Raw genomic sequence first — 15,162 nt, forward strand, 5'->3', positions numbered from 1 at the left:
AGGGGGAACTTAGGCAAATTCTTTTTCAACGTAAGCGACGATGTCAGATGACTCGTATAACCACTGTGTTTCGCCATCTTTTTCGATACGAAGGCAAGGGACTTTAACTCGCCCACCACCTTGCTCTAGTTCAGCTCGATGAGTAGGATTATTTTTTGCATCACGTAGCTCAATGTTCACCGATTGACGCTTCATTGCACGGCGGACCTTTACGCAAAAAGGGCAGGCTTCAAATTGGTAAAGTGCGTATTGTTTCGCTTTTTCATCAATACGTTGCTGTTCTTCTGCGGTGCGCTTAATACCACGAGGTGAGAACACCGCGTTCAGCAATAAGATAACCTTGCCTAAAATCCAACGGATAAACTTCATAATGATCCCTTGATGTTCATTGGGTAACTGTCCTTTAAGAATGCAATCATGATGCTTGTTGCACTGAGCGTGAAGTCTATCAGTTGTTTGAAATGGATAAAACCATGTATTTTATGCGGAAAATAGACGTTTAAACCAACCCCAAAAGCCACTTGCTGAAGCCGGACGGGCTTCTTTACCTTGATAAAAACTTTGCATGAGTTCGGTTCTGAATGCATCAACGTCCATGCGTTTTATGACAAGCTCATGCTGCAATGTATTTTGAGTCTGCTCGGCATGATCGTGCGCCAAGCTGAAATCCATATTTAAATAGCCTTGCGTGTATAACCAAAGGTGGGTGACTAAGATTAGGTCTTCAGCAGATTGGTTAGTAAACTTATCCGCGAGCTCATTACCCAAGGAGTCAGTCAGAACTTGCTGCATACGCTGGGTAGAGTGAGCATGTTGCTCGTAGTTAGCACTTGCTTCAATATGTGATTTGGTCAAAAGGCCAAGCAGGTGAAGAGTAGGTGCTGTTGTGGGTTTGTTCTCACAAACTTTTGTAAATAGTTGTGACTGTTCTTTTAACCAACGTCGCTTTGCTGCTTTATGTTCTTTAACAAAGGGGATTTCTTCAAATCCCATCTCTTGACTCAGTTCACTAAGAGACGTCATGGTTTTTTAGTTCCTTCACCGTTACTTCGATATGTTGATCATTGATATCAACAAAAATTGAGCTGCCAGTAATCATAACAGAAAGGCTAGTACCTCGGTCAAGGTGCTGACAAATCAAGTCGATAGCGTCATAGTCAAAGCTCTCTACGTTGACGGGAAGCATTGAGAACTTTCCTGACATTTTGTCCCACCAGACAGCCGCTTTGGTGTTATAAGTGTAAACTTTTACATGCTTTGCGAGGCGAGAAGCTTTCTTAATTCTGTCTGGTTCTGGTTCGCCAATTTCAATCCAGTGAGTAATGCTTTGATCATCGCCAACATGCCATAAATCAGGCTCTTCAATCGTAGAGAGTCCTTTTGTAAACTCCAGATTGCTTTGAGCATTTAAACAGTAAGCTAGAATGCGAGCCAACATTCGTTGCGGCTTTTCAGAAGGATGAAGGGCGATAGTTAGATTTTTAGAATCGTAATAGTCATTGTTCATATCGGAAATGGCGATACGAAATTTGTAAATGGTTGGTTTAAGAGCCATAGATTTATATCGTTTTGTTGGCAAAATAAGTTTTAGGCAAAAAAATAGCCAGCTTTAAAAGCTGGCTATCGTATCAAATTCTTTAAGAATTAAAGTACTTTGATTTGCTCTGCTTGAGGGCCTTTTTGACCTTGAGAGATAACAAATTCTACTTTCTGGCCTTCAACTAGAGTACGGAAGCCGTCACCAGTGATTGCAGAGAAGTGAGCAAATACGTCAGGACCGTTTTCTTGTTGAATGAAACCGAAGCCTTTAGTTTCGTTGAACCACTTAACTGTGCCAGTAGCTGTGTTAGACATGTCTATTTCCTAAATATCTAAATAATGTAATCTTTCGCCTCAACGGCGCTTATAGCGTGGAAAAATAAATTGCTATTGCGTACCACAGGACGACGGGTTACAAGTAATCCAACGAAATGTGAAAACAAAGAACTTTCTTTCTAGCCGTGTTTGAGTCTAGGTTAATTCCACGAAGAGTCAACATATATTAGTGCTTTATGGGCAAATATTTGTATTTAGTCACTATTTAACCAGCATGTTTTTGATTAAATTTCAAATAAATGACGGTGATGTGAAGTTTTTTAGCATAAAATTCAACTAAATCTATAAATTTGACTTATTTATATAATTATTGTCCAATCTGGTTCGACCATTAAGGAGGATTTATGGCAAAGCGTAAAATCAGTCCTCAACCGAGTGGCTCACAACATGAGACCGACTTCGGCAGAGGTGAAATCAAAGACAACGCGTTAAAAGCGGTTGTTACCAGTCAGCTGTTCCAAACACGAGTCGTTAAAGCGAAAAAAGGTAAAGGTAGCTTCAGCCGTAAAATGAAGCATAGAGGCAAAGAGCCCTATTCAAAGTTCTCCCCAAGGTGGATTTTGAATAGGGCTTTTTTATTGGTACTAGGTGTTTGCAAAACTGATGATATTCAATTTTTTAGTACCAGATAAGTTTTCCTAATTTATCATGTACTGCTTCAACTGCTTCAACTGCTTCAACTGCTTCAACTGCTTCAACTGCTTCAGCGAACCAGGCGTTGAAAGTACCAATTAAGTACTAAAACTTACTAAGTTAGATTCATATCAATAAGCGTCACTTCCTGTATTATGCAACTCTACTATATCTTTAGTCTAATCAAACAGCCGAGATTATGGTTTAAAAAGACTGGTGAGAAGTAGGTATGTCATCGACGAGTTATGGTACTTATGGTTGCAAATGTAAAAAAGCGTGTGCTTCTTTATTACTACTGTGGCTGTCCATTTGTCCGATGGCGCATGCACACAAGTCAGAGTCTCATTCTTTAATTGTTGCTAACTCCAAAGCGTGGAAGCCGTTCTCTTACCTTAGCCCAGATGGTGAACCTAAAGGTATTTTAATCGACTTTTGGAAAGAGTACGCGGCGAACAACCAAATCGACGTTCAGTTTCTCCTTTTGGATTGGGATGCTTCTTTACAAGCCGTAAAAGAGGGTAAGGCTGACTTTCACGGAGGACTTGTCTACTCGCCCGAAAGAGCGAAGTATATGGACTTTGGCGCAGTCATAATGCCTATCCAAACCAAACTGTACGTAAATAAAGATGTACTTTCGGTTGATATCAGGAGTGTTTTAACTGGCGAAATGACGCTGCCAATTGGCGTTGTTAAAGGAAGTTACGAGTCTGAGTTTGTTCAGACGAATTATCCAAATGCACCTATTGCAGAGTACATTAACAATGATTCGATGATACAAGCAGCCGTCGATAAAAAGGTGCTGTACTTCGTTGCAGACCTGCAAGTTGCTAACTTTTACATGGCAACCACGCCGGGAGCGGGTATGTTTGTCCCGACAATTAGCTTATATAGTAAAGATCTTCGGATTGCCGCAGGAATGCACAGTGCAACTTCCATTTTAGAGGTATCACGAGCGTTTGAAAAAGTCATCGATACGGATCGTGAGCGGATCCTCACCCGTTGGAGTCTGGTGAAAACGGTTTATCCACTTTATCTTTTCCCTATTGCTATTTTCATTATGGCGGTCGCAACGCTTTATCATATTTTTGCCCTCAAACGTATGGTTGCTCTTCGGACAAGGCAATTAACGATTGCCAATCAGCAATTGCTGGAGATGACGTTGACGGATTCTCTCACAAAGCTATACAACCGTAGACACCTGATTGAGCAATTGGCGCTACTGAATCATTTGAAGCGAAACTTAACGGTGATGGTGTTTGATATTGATGATTTTAAATCAATCAATGATCGATATGGCCACCTTGCTGGAGACCGAGCAATAGTTGCCATCGCAGATGCCGCTAAGTCGATGACTGATGACCGAATGACATTGGCGAGAATTGGAGGAGAAGAGTTCGCACTCGTTACGTCTTCTCTGTCAGAGCGAGAAGCGCTCAATTTTGCCAATATGCTTTGTAAAGCCGTTTACGATCAGCCTGTTATACTGGGCGGACAAGCAATTCATTTGAGTATCAGTTTGGGCTGTGCTTACTATCCTGAGTTTACCCACATCGTGAGCTTGCAAGATGCTGATGAGTTGATGTATCAAGGTAAGTCTGAAGGAAAGAATCGTGCAGTTTTCCAAGTTATAACAGACTGTCAGCTTCAACCTGCGCTTCGTCAAGTGAATTAGATCTCGCTAATTCAACTGATACTTCAAACCATCCTCAAGCCTCAAAGTTTTAGTCAGAGTAACGTGGTAAGCGTTAACGATCACGTTGCGTTGTTTTCTTTGAGGCCAATTTGCGTACAAATATTCGCACTTTCATATATATAACCCCCCACCTGCTCACGTTTTTATCATAGAAGCAGTAATTGTTTTAAAGTGATAAGCGATTTCTTGGTAAAGATCAGAACCCCTGTCTACACTCAGTGTAAAGTAATGCATATAAAGCATGATGCATACAGTGTTGTACAAAAACAATTAAAGAAGATAAGAAATAAGTTGGCTTGAGAAGGACGGGGAATGAACAACGAATGCTTTGCTAGGTTCCGAGCTGTCACGGATGAACTGTCAATGAATGAATCGTTGTCAGTTGGGAAAGACCCTTATGCTCACTATCTCAAAGATATTGTGGGCATTGATTTGTTGTCTCGTGAGGAGGAGTTGCATTACGCCAAACTTAATCGAGCTGGTGATGAAGAAGCGCGCGAAATGTTGATTGAGTCTAATCTTCGACTTGTTGTGAAAATCGCAAAAGGTTACCTCAAACGGCCAGGTAATAACTTTACTCTGCTCGATTTAATAGAAGAAGGTAATATTGGTTTAATAAAAGCGGTCGATAAGTTCGATCCTGAGCCAGGCTACCGTTTTTCTACTTATGCGGTATGGTGGATTCGCGAGAATATAGAAGCGGCATTAATGAACAATGGCCGCACGGTACGTTTACCTGCTCATGTGTGCAAAGAGATAAATAGCCTGGCTTTAAAAAAGCTCGATGCGTCAAAAAGTGAGAGCAAGGAGTTGTCTATTTCTGAACTCTCACGCTGCTCAGGGGTGAAAGCAGAGCGTATAGATGAACTTGTTGCGCTTAGTGGTTTTATTGATGTATCTACCACTGCGGACCTACATCGTGTTCCATTTGTTCTTGAACTGTGTGAAAGTGAGTATACGCCAGATCCACAACAAGACTGTGAAAACCAGTGCTTTACTCAAGCTATTGAAAATATTATTAAAACTTTGCCAACTAAGTTGCAGAAAGTCTTGATCCATCGATTCGGATTATTTGACCAGAGAGTGAAAACCTTGTCGGAAATAGGCCTGTTATTAAACGTATCTAACGAGCGTGTTCGTCAGATGCAGATAGAGGCGGTTGAACGCGTGCAGAAGCGTCTCCGATTCGATGGTTGGGTTTGAGATTTTTATCCCCTTATCCTAGCCGATTAATTTACTGGCTTGCTACTCTGTTCTTCCGTAAGTAACAGCAGCTCAAGCTGTGCTTTAGCTGCTGCCTCCAATCTCCATACACTCAATAATCGGTTAAGTGCTGCGCGATAAGCACGACTTTTGAGTAAAAAAGCGAGCGTACTAGTGTAGTTGTTTACGACTTGCGCTTGTGTCTCGACCAATGCGGTTTTGTTTTCGATGTCGATGTGTTGAAGGTTAAAGTCAGGAAGAAACGCACACTCATACCATACCTCTACAATTTCACGAATTTCGAGTTCTTCTTCAGGCACATCGAAGTCTTGTAACTGGTAGTTTTCTGGTATCGTTGATAAATAAACCACATCCAATTTGTCTGCAACAAATGTATACATCGAATTCCTTAGTGTACGCGCTTACAGAGTAAATAGTCTCATCGTTTACATTTTTGTCAATGACCGTGCTCAAGTATGAATGATGAACCACACCACATTCCGAACTTAACTTAGACTTTTTAAGTACTTATCGGTTAACCCGAAATATTTCAGGTTGCCATCTGGCTCCAAGACTAAGCTCATGTTGGATGTAGAGATCATGCCCGGATCATTCGTTGAGAAAATAACGGTCTTATTGAGTAGTTTGTCGCTGAATAACCGCTTGAAGTAGTGCGAGTTTTCTTGCTCTGCACCATTAAATGGCTCGTCAATGATAATCAAAGATTGTTCGCAGTTGCCTAGCCCTAATGCGAGCCGCAGTCTTTGTTGAATACCATTTGGTAAACTTTTACAGATATCAACGCTCAATTGAGTCTCCAGGCCTTGTGGCAACCATGTATCGAGCTCAAAGAAACTCACCATTTCACGCATTTTTTCTGTTGGGATTAACCCATTATGCAAGATGAAGTTAGTCTCCAAGGAGCCTTCAAAAATATGCAGGTTAAACGGGATGTAGTTAATCGAGGTTCGATAGCGGTAACTGTTGAATTGTTTGATGTTATAACCGTCCACCGAAACTGAGCCTTGATAGCGTTCCTCTAGCCCAGCGATAATAGAAATGAGCGTCGTTTTACCGCAACCTGTTGGTCCACAAATCACAACTTTTGCGCCCGGTGGAATTTTAAAACCAAGATTAGTTAAGCCTGTTGCCGCACCACTATAACGATGGCTCACACCAGAGCCGACGATACTACCTTGAAATAGGCGAATAGGGGGGCTTTTCTCTAACGTTAGCTTATCGTCATTCATCGCCATAAGGTTGTTGATTTGCGCAGAAGACGCCTTAATGGATTGGAACTTAGAAATAGAGTTGTAGATGCCCATAATAGGCCCCAACGCCTTCCAGACTAAAATTACGGTAGCAAGCATTGCACCTGCATCGGAGGTGCCGTCCATCACGCCGATAACGGCCGCGACGATACTTGCGGTACCAATAACCTGAATCAAACTCCCGCCTGCTGCCTGAACCCTGCTATTAGTCACTGAAACATGTTCTGCATCGTTGGTGCTTTGTAAATGCGACGCGCTAAAGCGGGACTGGATAACACGCAATAATGGCAAGCCTTGGATGGTTTTTATACCACGAAGAATCTCATTCCATTGGTAAGAAACCATGGCGTTGGCGCGAGAGCTCTTGGACGTGGCTTGCGAGTAGATGTAACGAGAATAAACACAGAACACCAACATTAGAATCAACCCCGCCATAACGACTAGCGCTGCGGTACCAGACATAAGAGCAATGGCAATAATGAATACGATAACAAACGGCATGTCGAAGTAGCTTAATGTTGACTCTGCGGTTACCAAACGGCGGAAAGTGTCGATGTCCTTCAATCGTGCTAACTGAGAAGAGACACCAGCGGTAGATGTCATCGAATAAGGAAGCCACAACAGTTTGGATATTACGTTTTGAGAAATATGCACCGCCAAATCCTTTCCTGATGTGGCGATGATGTTGACCCGCATTTTCTTGAAAAAGTATTCCGAGAACCCAACAATCACAGCAAATAACGTGAGCCAATAAAGCGTGGCTTGCGAGCTAGAGGTTAAGGCGAAGTTGTACACGCTCATAATAAAAAAGGGCTGGAGTGCGCCGAGAATGCTGACCACGAAGCTGAGAATAATCAGGCTTTTGAGTTCATTGTTGTAGCGATAAAACGCGTATTTAATCCAGTTACTGCGGTCTTGAGATTCAGGTGGCGGTTCTCGGAATAAGCGGGAGTATTCGCTGATCGAGACCAACAAGCACGGCTTCTTGCAGAGCGGGTATTCAATGGTGTTGTTATTTGTGTAATCAAACAGGATCAGTTTGCCGTCTTTAGTGCCCAAGAAAATCGCAGTGAGGTTTTCTATCTCGATAAAACAAGGATGAGGATGCCCCTCGATGTGCTCCAACGTTTTTAGTTTGGTGACGTCACAACGGTAACCAAGGCGTTCAATCGTAGCGATAAAACTGTCGCTGTCTTTTGGTTTAGGGATAAAAGCGTCACTGAGGATAGAAGGCGTGCCTTCCCATTCAAGCGCTATGAGGGTGTAAGCTAAACCACGAATCAAAGGTGACTCATTGTATCGCTCGTCATAACTGCGAGCCTCAAAGTCCAACAAGCGCTGAGGGACATTATTAAAATCAACCAAAATACTCATTGGTCACCTCCGGTAAGTTTGACGCGTTTGAGGCGATGATTGAGTTTGTCCATCTTGTTGCTGACGATGATGAGGATTTTGTCGTTGGCGCGATAGGCGGTGCTGGTCAAAACCAATCGAGCAAAGTCGTCATCATAAACACAGTCGATGTCGTCGAAGATCAACACACGTTTGTTCGCGAGTAAGGCACGCACTAACAACAAGGCATAAGCGACTTGGCGCGAGAATGGGTTGCGTAAATGTCCTTTAAGCTCGGTGTAAAAACCAGCGGGAAGGGCATCGATTTGTGCCTTGATGTTCATGGTTTCGCAAAGCGCAAATGCCGTGTTATTTAAGCTTGGGCGGAAACAAGTCAAGTTGTCGATGATGGTGCCTTCGACGAACGAACTGGTTTTGTCGACCATGAGCACGCTATTACGCCAGACGTTGTAGTTGACGTCATCGAGCGGTGTCTCGTTGATTTGGATATCGAGCTTGCTGTCGGTGTTTTGCCGCGTAATGCAATTGGCGAGGTGGGTTTTACCTGCGCCGCTTTTCCCCGTCAGCAAGTAAGCCTGACCGCGTTCAAACTCAATGCGTTGTTTTTCCGAATACTTCACCGAGATGCGCTCGACTTCTGTCGTGTCGTTTTGTTGTTCTATAGATGCAGCAAGCTCAAGCAGCTCGGCGATACGTTGAATATGAAGCTTGTTCAACTCCCATCGACTCACCGTGCGCATTACTTGCTGGTATGGCGCGAAGTAGCGGTTGGTAAGCATGATGATGGCAGCCATGATGCCTTGGCTCGATTGCATGTTGATAACTGCCGTTGCCAAAACCACCACCACACAAGCGATGGAGAGCTGTTGTATGAGCGACAAGATAAGGTTGAAGTTTGATTCAATTTGCTCGTATTTGATGTTCTCGACTTCACGTTCTTCCACCATTTGTGTCATCAAGCTCTCAACGCGATATTCCATATTGCGCGCTTTGATATCGAGTGGGCTAGAGATGATCTCGATGATTTTAGAAGTAGTTAAGCCTTCGATGTCGGATTTGTTTTCTAAGCTGTTGATTTTTTGCTTGGAAAGACTGAGTGCGAACACCGCCAAAATGATGGAGGCGAGCAAGATGGTCACTCCCGCCCAAATGTTGATCACACCGATAATCAGAATGGTCAGTATGCTGACGGCAAGGTTGATCAATGCCCGTACAGATTCTCCGCCAAAGAAGGATTTAATCTCTGGAATGGTCGCAATACGCTCTAGGTATTCACCGGGTTCTAGACGACGAAACTTCGATATCTCAGCCAAACAGATTGATTGAAACACCTTGTTGGTTAAGTTGGTTTCGAATTGCTTCATGATCACCGACGAAATCTTCTCTTCCTGATTCTTTAAGTGATAGTCGAGGAAGATGGTGATCAAGATAATGGCAAACAGAAGAAACAGCGTGTCTTTGGCTTGGTTAGGTAAAACACGGTCAAAGATAATAAGAATCGAAAAGGGCAGCACTAAACCAAACAGTGTTGAGATGACCGTTGAGAAAGTCAGATAACACTTGTCAGCAAAGTTAATCTTTTGGGAAAAGTGCTCAGTTTGCATTGCGACCTCCTTTCTTAATCGATGGTTTAGAGAGAAGGTGTTTTGGAACTAAGTCTTGATTGCTTCTGCCTTCGATATCGCTCATCAACTGCATGATGCTTTCGATAGATTGAACCGATAGCATGCCTTTGATTTGCTCAAGATTGATCGATTCAATGATGTAGTCATAGCGCGCGCTCTCGTAATCACGTAGCGCGCTAAACAGTTTACTTTCCGCTGCCAGTAAGTCGGTAATGGTTCGCGTACCAAGCTGGTAAGCGCGTTGAATGCCTTTGTAGGAAGCGTAGTTTGCACGGATGATATTCTCGTAACTGCTGATGGCGCGGGAGAAGTCATTAATGTTGAGTACTGAGGTGTTAACGCTATTGCGCGTCGTGAACAACGAATCTTGGTACAGCAGCTCCGTTCGCTCGATGGCAGTCGATGATTTTTGAAAACCGTAGTAATCCGAACCGCCTGAGAAAATGGGCACATTCAAGTTCAAACCGACGCTGGTGGAATTACTGTCCCCTGTTGCGGTTGGGTCGGTTCGGTCATAGTTGTTCGCATCATCGTAACGGTAACTGGCAGAGAGCGATACAGTCGGCACAAAGTTTGAACCGCTTTCTTTCAAGCCTCTTCGGCTTCGTTCGACGGTTTTCTTCGCAACCAATAAATCGTTATTGAGCTTCAAAGCTTGTTCAAGAATCGCACGTTGTTCGGATTCGCTGATTTCCGCCAAGGGCACGCTTTCGTAGATGTCCTGCGATGGGGTGACCGGGTATTGAACTTGAATCTCTAAACCGTTCAAAATTACACGTCGATCTTTCTCTAAGGTTCTTAAACGATTGGCAATGCCTTCTTTCTGAGCAATTACCTCATACAACTCGCTCGCCGCAGTGTTGCCAAGCTCCACGTTGCGACGCATTTGGCGCTCACGAGTTTCAGACGATTTAAGTTCTACTTGGGTGGCTTTGATTTGCGCGTTGTTTTTGAGGTATTCGAAATATTGCGTCGCGATTTCAGAAATGGTGCTCTGGATTTTGTTCTCGTGCTTGATTTCTTCAATGTTGAAATCAAGCTTCGCGGTGCCGTATTTGAAGATGTCGCCAAGGTTAAACACCGATTGAGATAAAGATACGCTGTAGCTGTTTGAGTTGTAGCTTGAACGTGTATCCGGTGTTCCCGTTAATATGGTTTCGTTTTCATTCCATGTGGTATCAGCGGCACCGTTTAAAGAGGGCAGGAACTTAGAACGGCTAATGTCGATGTTGTATTCGTTTTCTTCTACGCCTTTGTCACTAGCGCGCAGAGATAAATTGTTTTCCAAGCCGAGTTTGACCGCCTCAAGCAAGGTGGTCGCCATTGCCGAAGGAGCGTTGCTCAATGTAAGCGCTGCCAATACACAGCTAGTTAAGTTTCTGTACCGCCACATACTTGTTGATCACCTTGATGATTTCGTCGTTTTTATAAGGTTTGCTGATCACGTAATCCATTCCAGCTTCGATACAAGCTTGGTGTTCATTACTGCTGGTCAATGCTGTCGCACCTATAATGGTGCAAGGGTTTTGTCCGCTTTCTTGTTCGTACTGTCGAATGCGTTTGGTTGCTTCAATACCGCCCATGCCCGGCATGATGCAGTCCATAAAGATGATGTCCGAGCGCTGATTCATGAAATGCTGAACGGCGTCTGCGCCATCGCCAACGGTGTCGGCTTCGTATTCTTGCTTGCTCAAAATACGTTTGAGTAGAATCTGTTGAACACGGTCATCCTCCACAATCAGGAATGAGCTGTTCTCCATCTGTTCTTCAGAGGCTTCCGCTTCCATGATTGCCAATAGGTTAGGGATGAACTCATACGGAATCACAGGGGAGTTCAGAATCTTGTCGACAAAGGTATGGCTCTCTTGTGCTTGCTGAGTGCTAGTGACTGAAAGCAACAACTTGGTGTTCGGGTGATTGCGCAGTTGCGATTTCACCGTTTTGCTCAGTGAGGGCAGCTTGTTTGGCTCGAACGTGTCGGTCAGCATGATGGCATCGTATTCGCCAAAGGTTTTTGCAGCAGAGAAGAGTTCGTTCGGCGTTCGAATTGGCGTGATCTCCAAGCCCAAGTTGACTAACATTTTGTTCATTACATCAATGCGCAGCTGAGAGTTGGCACACAGTAATAGGCGCTTATTGTCGAAGCGAGTTTTCTCGGTGTGGAAGCTTTTGGCTTTCAAATCGAGCTGAATTTGAAAACGTTCCTGATTGCCCGATTGATACCAATGGCTCTCGTAATAGCCGTAATCTTTCAGTACGCTTTTCGCCAAATCGTCTTTGGTTGCGGTGTGCTGTTTATGGTCGCTCCAGTGTAGGGTATTGAGCTTGGCAAACGGCACATCCAGTGTGGTTAAGAAGTTTAGATTGATGGTCAGGCGAGTGTTTTCAATGTCTGACGCTGCGCCTGACTCAATGGTGACAAACAGTTTCTTATCGGCTTTGAGTTGGATGGCATTCGATAACTGTAGGAACAACACCCAGAATAAGCTGGTGGATTGTCCTTCAACACGGTTTGGTAGGTTATCCGAGATAAAGCAGTCTAGCTCACCTTCATTTCGCTGCACTTTGGAACTGATGTGAATCATCAATTCAGACAGTACATTTAGCAGTGAAAACTCTTTCGATTTGCTCTCGGTCCCTTGTGAAATGAGTCGGTTGTAGTTCTCTGCCAATTCAGACAGGGTATTGGCAGCCGAGGTTATATCTTGCGCCATCAACACGCCGCTCTCATCGGTCTCTTGTACGAGATATTGCACGCCGCCGTTAATAGTGTTGGTGATGCCACGAATCTCGTAACCAATCAGAGCATAGAGCTGCTTGTAGAGATCGTTATTGCGTTTTTGTTCTTCGAGTTTGCTGAAAATCAGTTTTAGGTGAGAGTAAATCTGACGCTGCTTCGGATTGATGCTCACTTCGTTCAGCAACTCTTCCAGCCTTTGTAAATCCAGTTGTTTGAGCTCTTGATAAAGCCCATCGAACTCTTGGTCAATGTCTCGCTCATTCGAACTGGATTTTTTCAGTTTTAGGATTGCCACTAAATTCGATAGGACGGCGATAACAACCAGTACGACAACGACCACAAACAACCAAATGAAGAACTCGTTTTTCTCCATCATTAGGTCACTCGCATGGTTGTTAAATATGGTCCGGTAGTTGTCGTCCATTTGTAGGTAGTTATTGGTGAGCGAGAGGTACAGTGCCAACACATCGTCGCGTGTTTTTTGGCTGTCTGAGAAGCGATTGATTGCCAGTTCAAGCTGCGTGTATTCGGTCGCGCCCACCAAGCTAAACTCGGTTTTGTTGAGTGACGCGAGCGACTTAAATTGGTCAATTTCGTCTTTCAGAACCTCAAAATCAAGCTCTGTTGTACTGCAATAACGTGCGCTTAAACAGCGTTGAAGCGTTTGAATATCAAACTCGATAGTTTGGTTGAGCTGTTGAGCTTGAACCAACAGAGGCGCGTTTTGCACTTTCTCGACTGAATCCACTTTTTCCCAAGAGATATACAAATAAAAGGCGAGGGCAGCCAGCACCAAACTGAAAGCAATGCTTAGGCGCATAACAGGAACGGAAATATTGTAGGAAGGTTTGTTACTCATCCATCACCTCTCATCGAATGCGTCTTCGATAGCCGACATAACCGGCTTCGCTGCGTATTCGATAACCCGGCGTGAACCTGTTTTCACGTCTGCGGTAAACTCCATATAAGGGGACAGCTTGTATTGTGTGCCTCCGCGCTCTAGATAGTTTTGACTGATTTGGATTTCCGCGAGGTAGAATTCAGCGTCTTCTTCTTCATAAGAAGAACGGCTGATCGATGCAATTCGACCTTCCAAAAATCCGTATTTGGCAAAGTTGTAGGTATCCATCTTCACTTTGACCGCTTGTCCGATTTCTACAAAACCCATGTCTTTACGCGGGATCTTCGCCTCTCCATGAAGGGCGTTATTGATCGGTGCAATGTCCGCGATGCTTTCACCTGGCGGTATCACAGCGGAGCGGAAGTTGAAGTGCACTTTATCTACTACACCGTCAATAGGGGCGTAAACCACGAGGCGATCCACTTTATCTGAGTGTTGAGGACGTAATATACGTTTCAACTTTAAGTCCTTGTTTGCTTGAATGATTTGTGCTTGATACTCGGCATTACGATTCTCCACCAAGTCTCGGTACTGCTTCTCTAGTTTGTCGAGTTGGAAGCGCTCATTCATGACCGACTCATCAAGGTTTTCAATCTCACGCACCATGTTTGACTCTTGAACCTGCATATTCAGAACATCGACGTAAGACGCCATTTCCTCTTTGTACAAGGTGTTCTTAATATTGAGCTGCTTGCGTATCAAGGAGAGCTGGTTCTCGGAGCTTTTACGGCGCTTGAGCATTGAATCAATAAGCGAATTCTTATGTTGGATATCGTGAGTGATCAACTCTTCATTGGAACGGTTTTTAGAAAATTCTTGCTGCCAGGTATTCATGTTGACTTGCACTAACTCTGGGTACTTTTCGATGTAGGCAGAAAAATCGGGTTCCACCATATCGCGCAGGCTTTCGTAACGAATCTTGTCTAGCTCAAGCTGAATGATCTCTGTGTTTACCGTATCAAGTTGAGTGTTTCTATCCAGAGAGCGAAGGCGTGCAATAGGTTGACCTTCGTAAACCACTTCGCCTTTGCGCACTAGCATTTCTTCTAGAATACCGCCTTCAAGGTGTTGCACTTTTTCGATGTCAGATTCGAGCAATAGCTCACCGCGCACCGACACCACAATGTCGATACGAGCCTGAGATGCCACGGCGATAGCCACCATGGAAAGCAAAAAGATAACCAGCAAGGTTTTGTGTACGCTGGTCATTGCACTGGCTAGGACGATTGTATCGTCTGCTGTTACCTTCGACGCTTCGTTGTTCGAAACAAGCGCCTTTTTGAGGTGATGTTCTATTTGCTTATTACTCATGAGCCACCCCTACGATTCACTACCTGTGCGGCTATCGATTGAATTTTCGATTTTTAACAGCTGGCTAATTTGTTTGTTTACGTTGTTAAGCTCGGTTTTAACGTCCTCGATCAATTCATTAGGAGCAGGGAAATGGTGTTTGTTTAAGTGTTCAAGCTTTGCCAATTTTGGTGGTAAGTCGTCATCACATAACAAGACGAGAATGGTCTTTAGCCTTTTTGAATAACATCTGAGTGCTTCAAAACGGTTTTGTTTATGCAGCATCTCAATATCAATCCCTGCATCACTGAAATCTTGGTAAAAATCGCCTAATAGCAATTGCAGCCCCTTATGGCTGTTGTCGACTGAGCGCAACAGATTTGTCATATTTATCATTATCCCACCGCACTAATTGCTTTAATGACAACAAGTAAGGATCTTTATACTGGGTTTTCAAATTTTTTTGTTTTTATGGAACTCGAAAGGTATGAAAAAAGTTGTATAAAAAAGTTGGTTTCTAAAAATGGTGTCCTTTACTGCCTCTAAATACGATCAGTTAGCTAAAAGCAACGGAGGCT

General features: G+C 43.8%; 14 protein-coding genes. 3 read left to right on the forward strand and 11 right to left on the reverse strand.

Features of this window, described 5'->3' with window-relative positions:
* Positions 1-9: 9 nt before the first annotated feature.
* The 4 genes from R8O10_RS11460 to R8O10_RS11475 all read right to left on the reverse strand — a co-directional run bounded on the left by R8O10_RS11460 (position 10) and on the right by R8O10_RS11475 (position 1,854).
* Entirely contained in the window at positions 10-369 is a 360-nt protein-coding gene (locus R8O10_RS11460; RefSeq protein ID WP_005375631.1) for a glutaredoxin family protein, read from the reverse strand.
* A 111-nt stretch (positions 370-480) separates the two neighbouring features.
* Entirely contained in the window at positions 481-1,023 is a 543-nt protein-coding gene (locus R8O10_RS11465; protein ID WP_053303766.1) for a hypothetical protein, read from the reverse strand.
* On the reverse strand, positions 1,010-1,555 hold the full coding sequence (locus tag R8O10_RS11470) for a YaeQ family protein (protein ID WP_005375627.1): 546 nt from the start codon (positions 1,553-1,555) through the stop codon (positions 1,010-1,012). The genes R8O10_RS11465 and R8O10_RS11470 overlap by 14 nt, the downstream gene beginning before the upstream one ends.
* Before the next feature lie 89 nt (positions 1,556-1,644).
* Entirely contained in the window at positions 1,645-1,854 is a 210-nt protein-coding gene (locus R8O10_RS11475; RefSeq protein ID WP_005375625.1) for a cold-shock protein, read from the reverse strand.
* 365 nt (positions 1,855-2,219) lie between these two features.
* On the opposite strand from R8O10_RS11475, the gene R8O10_RS11480 reads away from it, so the two are divergent.
* From R8O10_RS11480 to R8O10_RS11490, 3 genes are all read left to right on the forward strand, one after another.
* Positions 2,220-2,507, forward strand: a complete 288-nt coding sequence (locus tag R8O10_RS11480; protein ID WP_017821594.1) for an alternative ribosome-rescue factor A — start codon at positions 2,220-2,222, stop codon at positions 2,505-2,507.
* 230 nt (positions 2,508-2,737) lie between these two features.
* Positions 2,738-4,180: a sensor domain-containing diguanylate cyclase gene (locus R8O10_RS11485; RefSeq protein ID WP_318191417.1), complete on the forward strand. Its 1,443-nt coding sequence runs from the start codon at positions 2,738-2,740 to the stop codon at positions 4,178-4,180.
* Between the two features lie 333 nt (positions 4,181-4,513).
* Positions 4,514-5,404, forward strand: coding sequence for an RNA polymerase sigma factor RpoD/SigA (locus tag R8O10_RS11490; protein ID WP_318191418.1), 891 nt, complete (start codon positions 4,514-4,516; stop codon positions 5,402-5,404).
* A gap of 26 nt (positions 5,405-5,430) precedes the next feature.
* On the opposite strand, the gene R8O10_RS11495 is transcribed toward R8O10_RS11490, so the two are convergent.
* From R8O10_RS11495 to R8O10_RS11525, 7 genes are all read right to left on the reverse strand, one after another.
* Entirely contained in the window at positions 5,431-5,805 is a 375-nt protein-coding gene (locus R8O10_RS11495; protein ID WP_025768457.1) for a hypothetical protein, read from the reverse strand.
* A gap of 105 nt (positions 5,806-5,910) precedes the next feature.
* Complete coding sequence (locus R8O10_RS11500) at positions 5,911-8,049, reverse strand: ATP-binding cassette domain-containing protein (protein WP_262583755.1); 2,139 nt, start codon at positions 8,047-8,049, stop codon at positions 5,911-5,913.
* The gene (locus R8O10_RS11505) at positions 8,046-9,632 is read right to left on the reverse strand and encodes an ATP-binding cassette domain-containing protein (RefSeq protein ID WP_005389021.1); all 1,587 of its coding nucleotides are present in this window, start codon (positions 9,630-9,632) and stop codon (positions 8,046-8,048) included. Before R8O10_RS11505 ends, R8O10_RS11500 begins: the two co-directional genes overlap by 4 nt.
* Positions 9,622-11,046, reverse strand: coding sequence for a TolC family protein (locus tag R8O10_RS11510; protein ID WP_318191419.1), 1,425 nt, complete (start codon positions 11,044-11,046; stop codon positions 9,622-9,624). The genes R8O10_RS11505 and R8O10_RS11510 overlap by 11 nt, the downstream gene beginning before the upstream one ends.
* On the reverse strand, positions 11,021-13,252 hold the full coding sequence (locus R8O10_RS11515; protein WP_318191420.1) for a response regulator: 2,232 nt from the start codon (positions 13,250-13,252) through the stop codon (positions 11,021-11,023). The genes R8O10_RS11510 and R8O10_RS11515 overlap by 26 nt, the downstream gene beginning before the upstream one ends.
* Before the next feature lie 3 nt (positions 13,253-13,255).
* Entirely contained in the window at positions 13,256-14,605 is a 1,350-nt protein-coding gene (locus tag R8O10_RS11520; RefSeq protein WP_033906830.1) for an HlyD family type I secretion periplasmic adaptor subunit, read from the reverse strand.
* 9 nt (positions 14,606-14,614) lie between these two features.
* Entirely contained in the window at positions 14,615-14,983 is a 369-nt protein-coding gene (locus R8O10_RS11525; RefSeq protein ID WP_031777210.1) for a hypothetical protein, read from the reverse strand.
* Positions 14,984-15,162: the final 179 nt, after the last annotated feature.

The organism is Vibrio sp. 1727, assembly GCF_033344415.1.
In the GTDB taxonomy this organism is placed as follows: domain Bacteria; phylum Pseudomonadota; class Gammaproteobacteria; order Enterobacterales; family Vibrionaceae; genus Vibrio; species Vibrio alginolyticus.

Bases quoted from the DNA above. Each gene is read 5' to 3' on its own strand.
- R8O10_RS11460 (WP_005375631.1), bottom strand. From the start codon at position 369: ATGAAGTTTATCCGTTGGATTTTAGGCAAGGTTATCTTATTGCTGAAC.
- R8O10_RS11465 (WP_053303766.1), bottom strand. From the start codon at position 1,023: ATGACGTCTCTTAGTGAACTGAGTCAAGAGATGGGATTTGAAGAAATC.
- R8O10_RS11470 (WP_005375627.1), bottom strand. From the start codon at position 1,555: ATGGCTCTTAAACCAACCATTTACAAATTTCGTATCGCCATTTCCGAT.
- R8O10_RS11475 (WP_005375625.1), bottom strand. From the start codon at position 1,854: ATGTCTAACACAGCTACTGGCACAGTTAAGTGGTTCAACGAAACTAAA.
- R8O10_RS11480 (WP_017821594.1), top strand. From the start codon at position 2,220: ATGGCAAAGCGTAAAATCAGTCCTCAACCGAGTGGCTCACAACATGAG.
- R8O10_RS11485 (WP_318191417.1), top strand. From the start codon at position 2,738: ATGTCATCGACGAGTTATGGTACTTATGGTTGCAAATGTAAAAAAGCG.
- R8O10_RS11490 (WP_318191418.1), top strand. From the start codon at position 4,514: ATGAACAACGAATGCTTTGCTAGGTTCCGAGCTGTCACGGATGAACTG.
- R8O10_RS11495 (WP_025768457.1), bottom strand. From the start codon at position 5,805: ATGTATACATTTGTTGCAGACAAATTGGATGTGGTTTATTTATCAACG.
- R8O10_RS11500 (WP_262583755.1), bottom strand. From the start codon at position 8,049: ATGAGTATTTTGGTTGATTTTAATAATGTCCCTCAGCGCTTGTTGGAC.
- R8O10_RS11505 (WP_005389021.1), bottom strand. From the start codon at position 9,632: ATGCAAACTGAGCACTTTTCCCAAAAGATTAACTTTGCTGACAAGTGT.
- R8O10_RS11510 (WP_318191419.1), bottom strand. From the start codon at position 11,046: ATGTGGCGGTACAGAAACTTAACTAGCTGTGTATTGGCAGCGCTTACA.
- R8O10_RS11515 (WP_318191420.1), bottom strand. From the start codon at position 13,252: ATGAGTAACAAACCTTCCTACAATATTTCCGTTCCTGTTATGCGCCTA.
- R8O10_RS11520 (WP_033906830.1), bottom strand. From the start codon at position 14,605: ATGAGTAATAAGCAAATAGAACATCACCTCAAAAAGGCGCTTGTTTCG.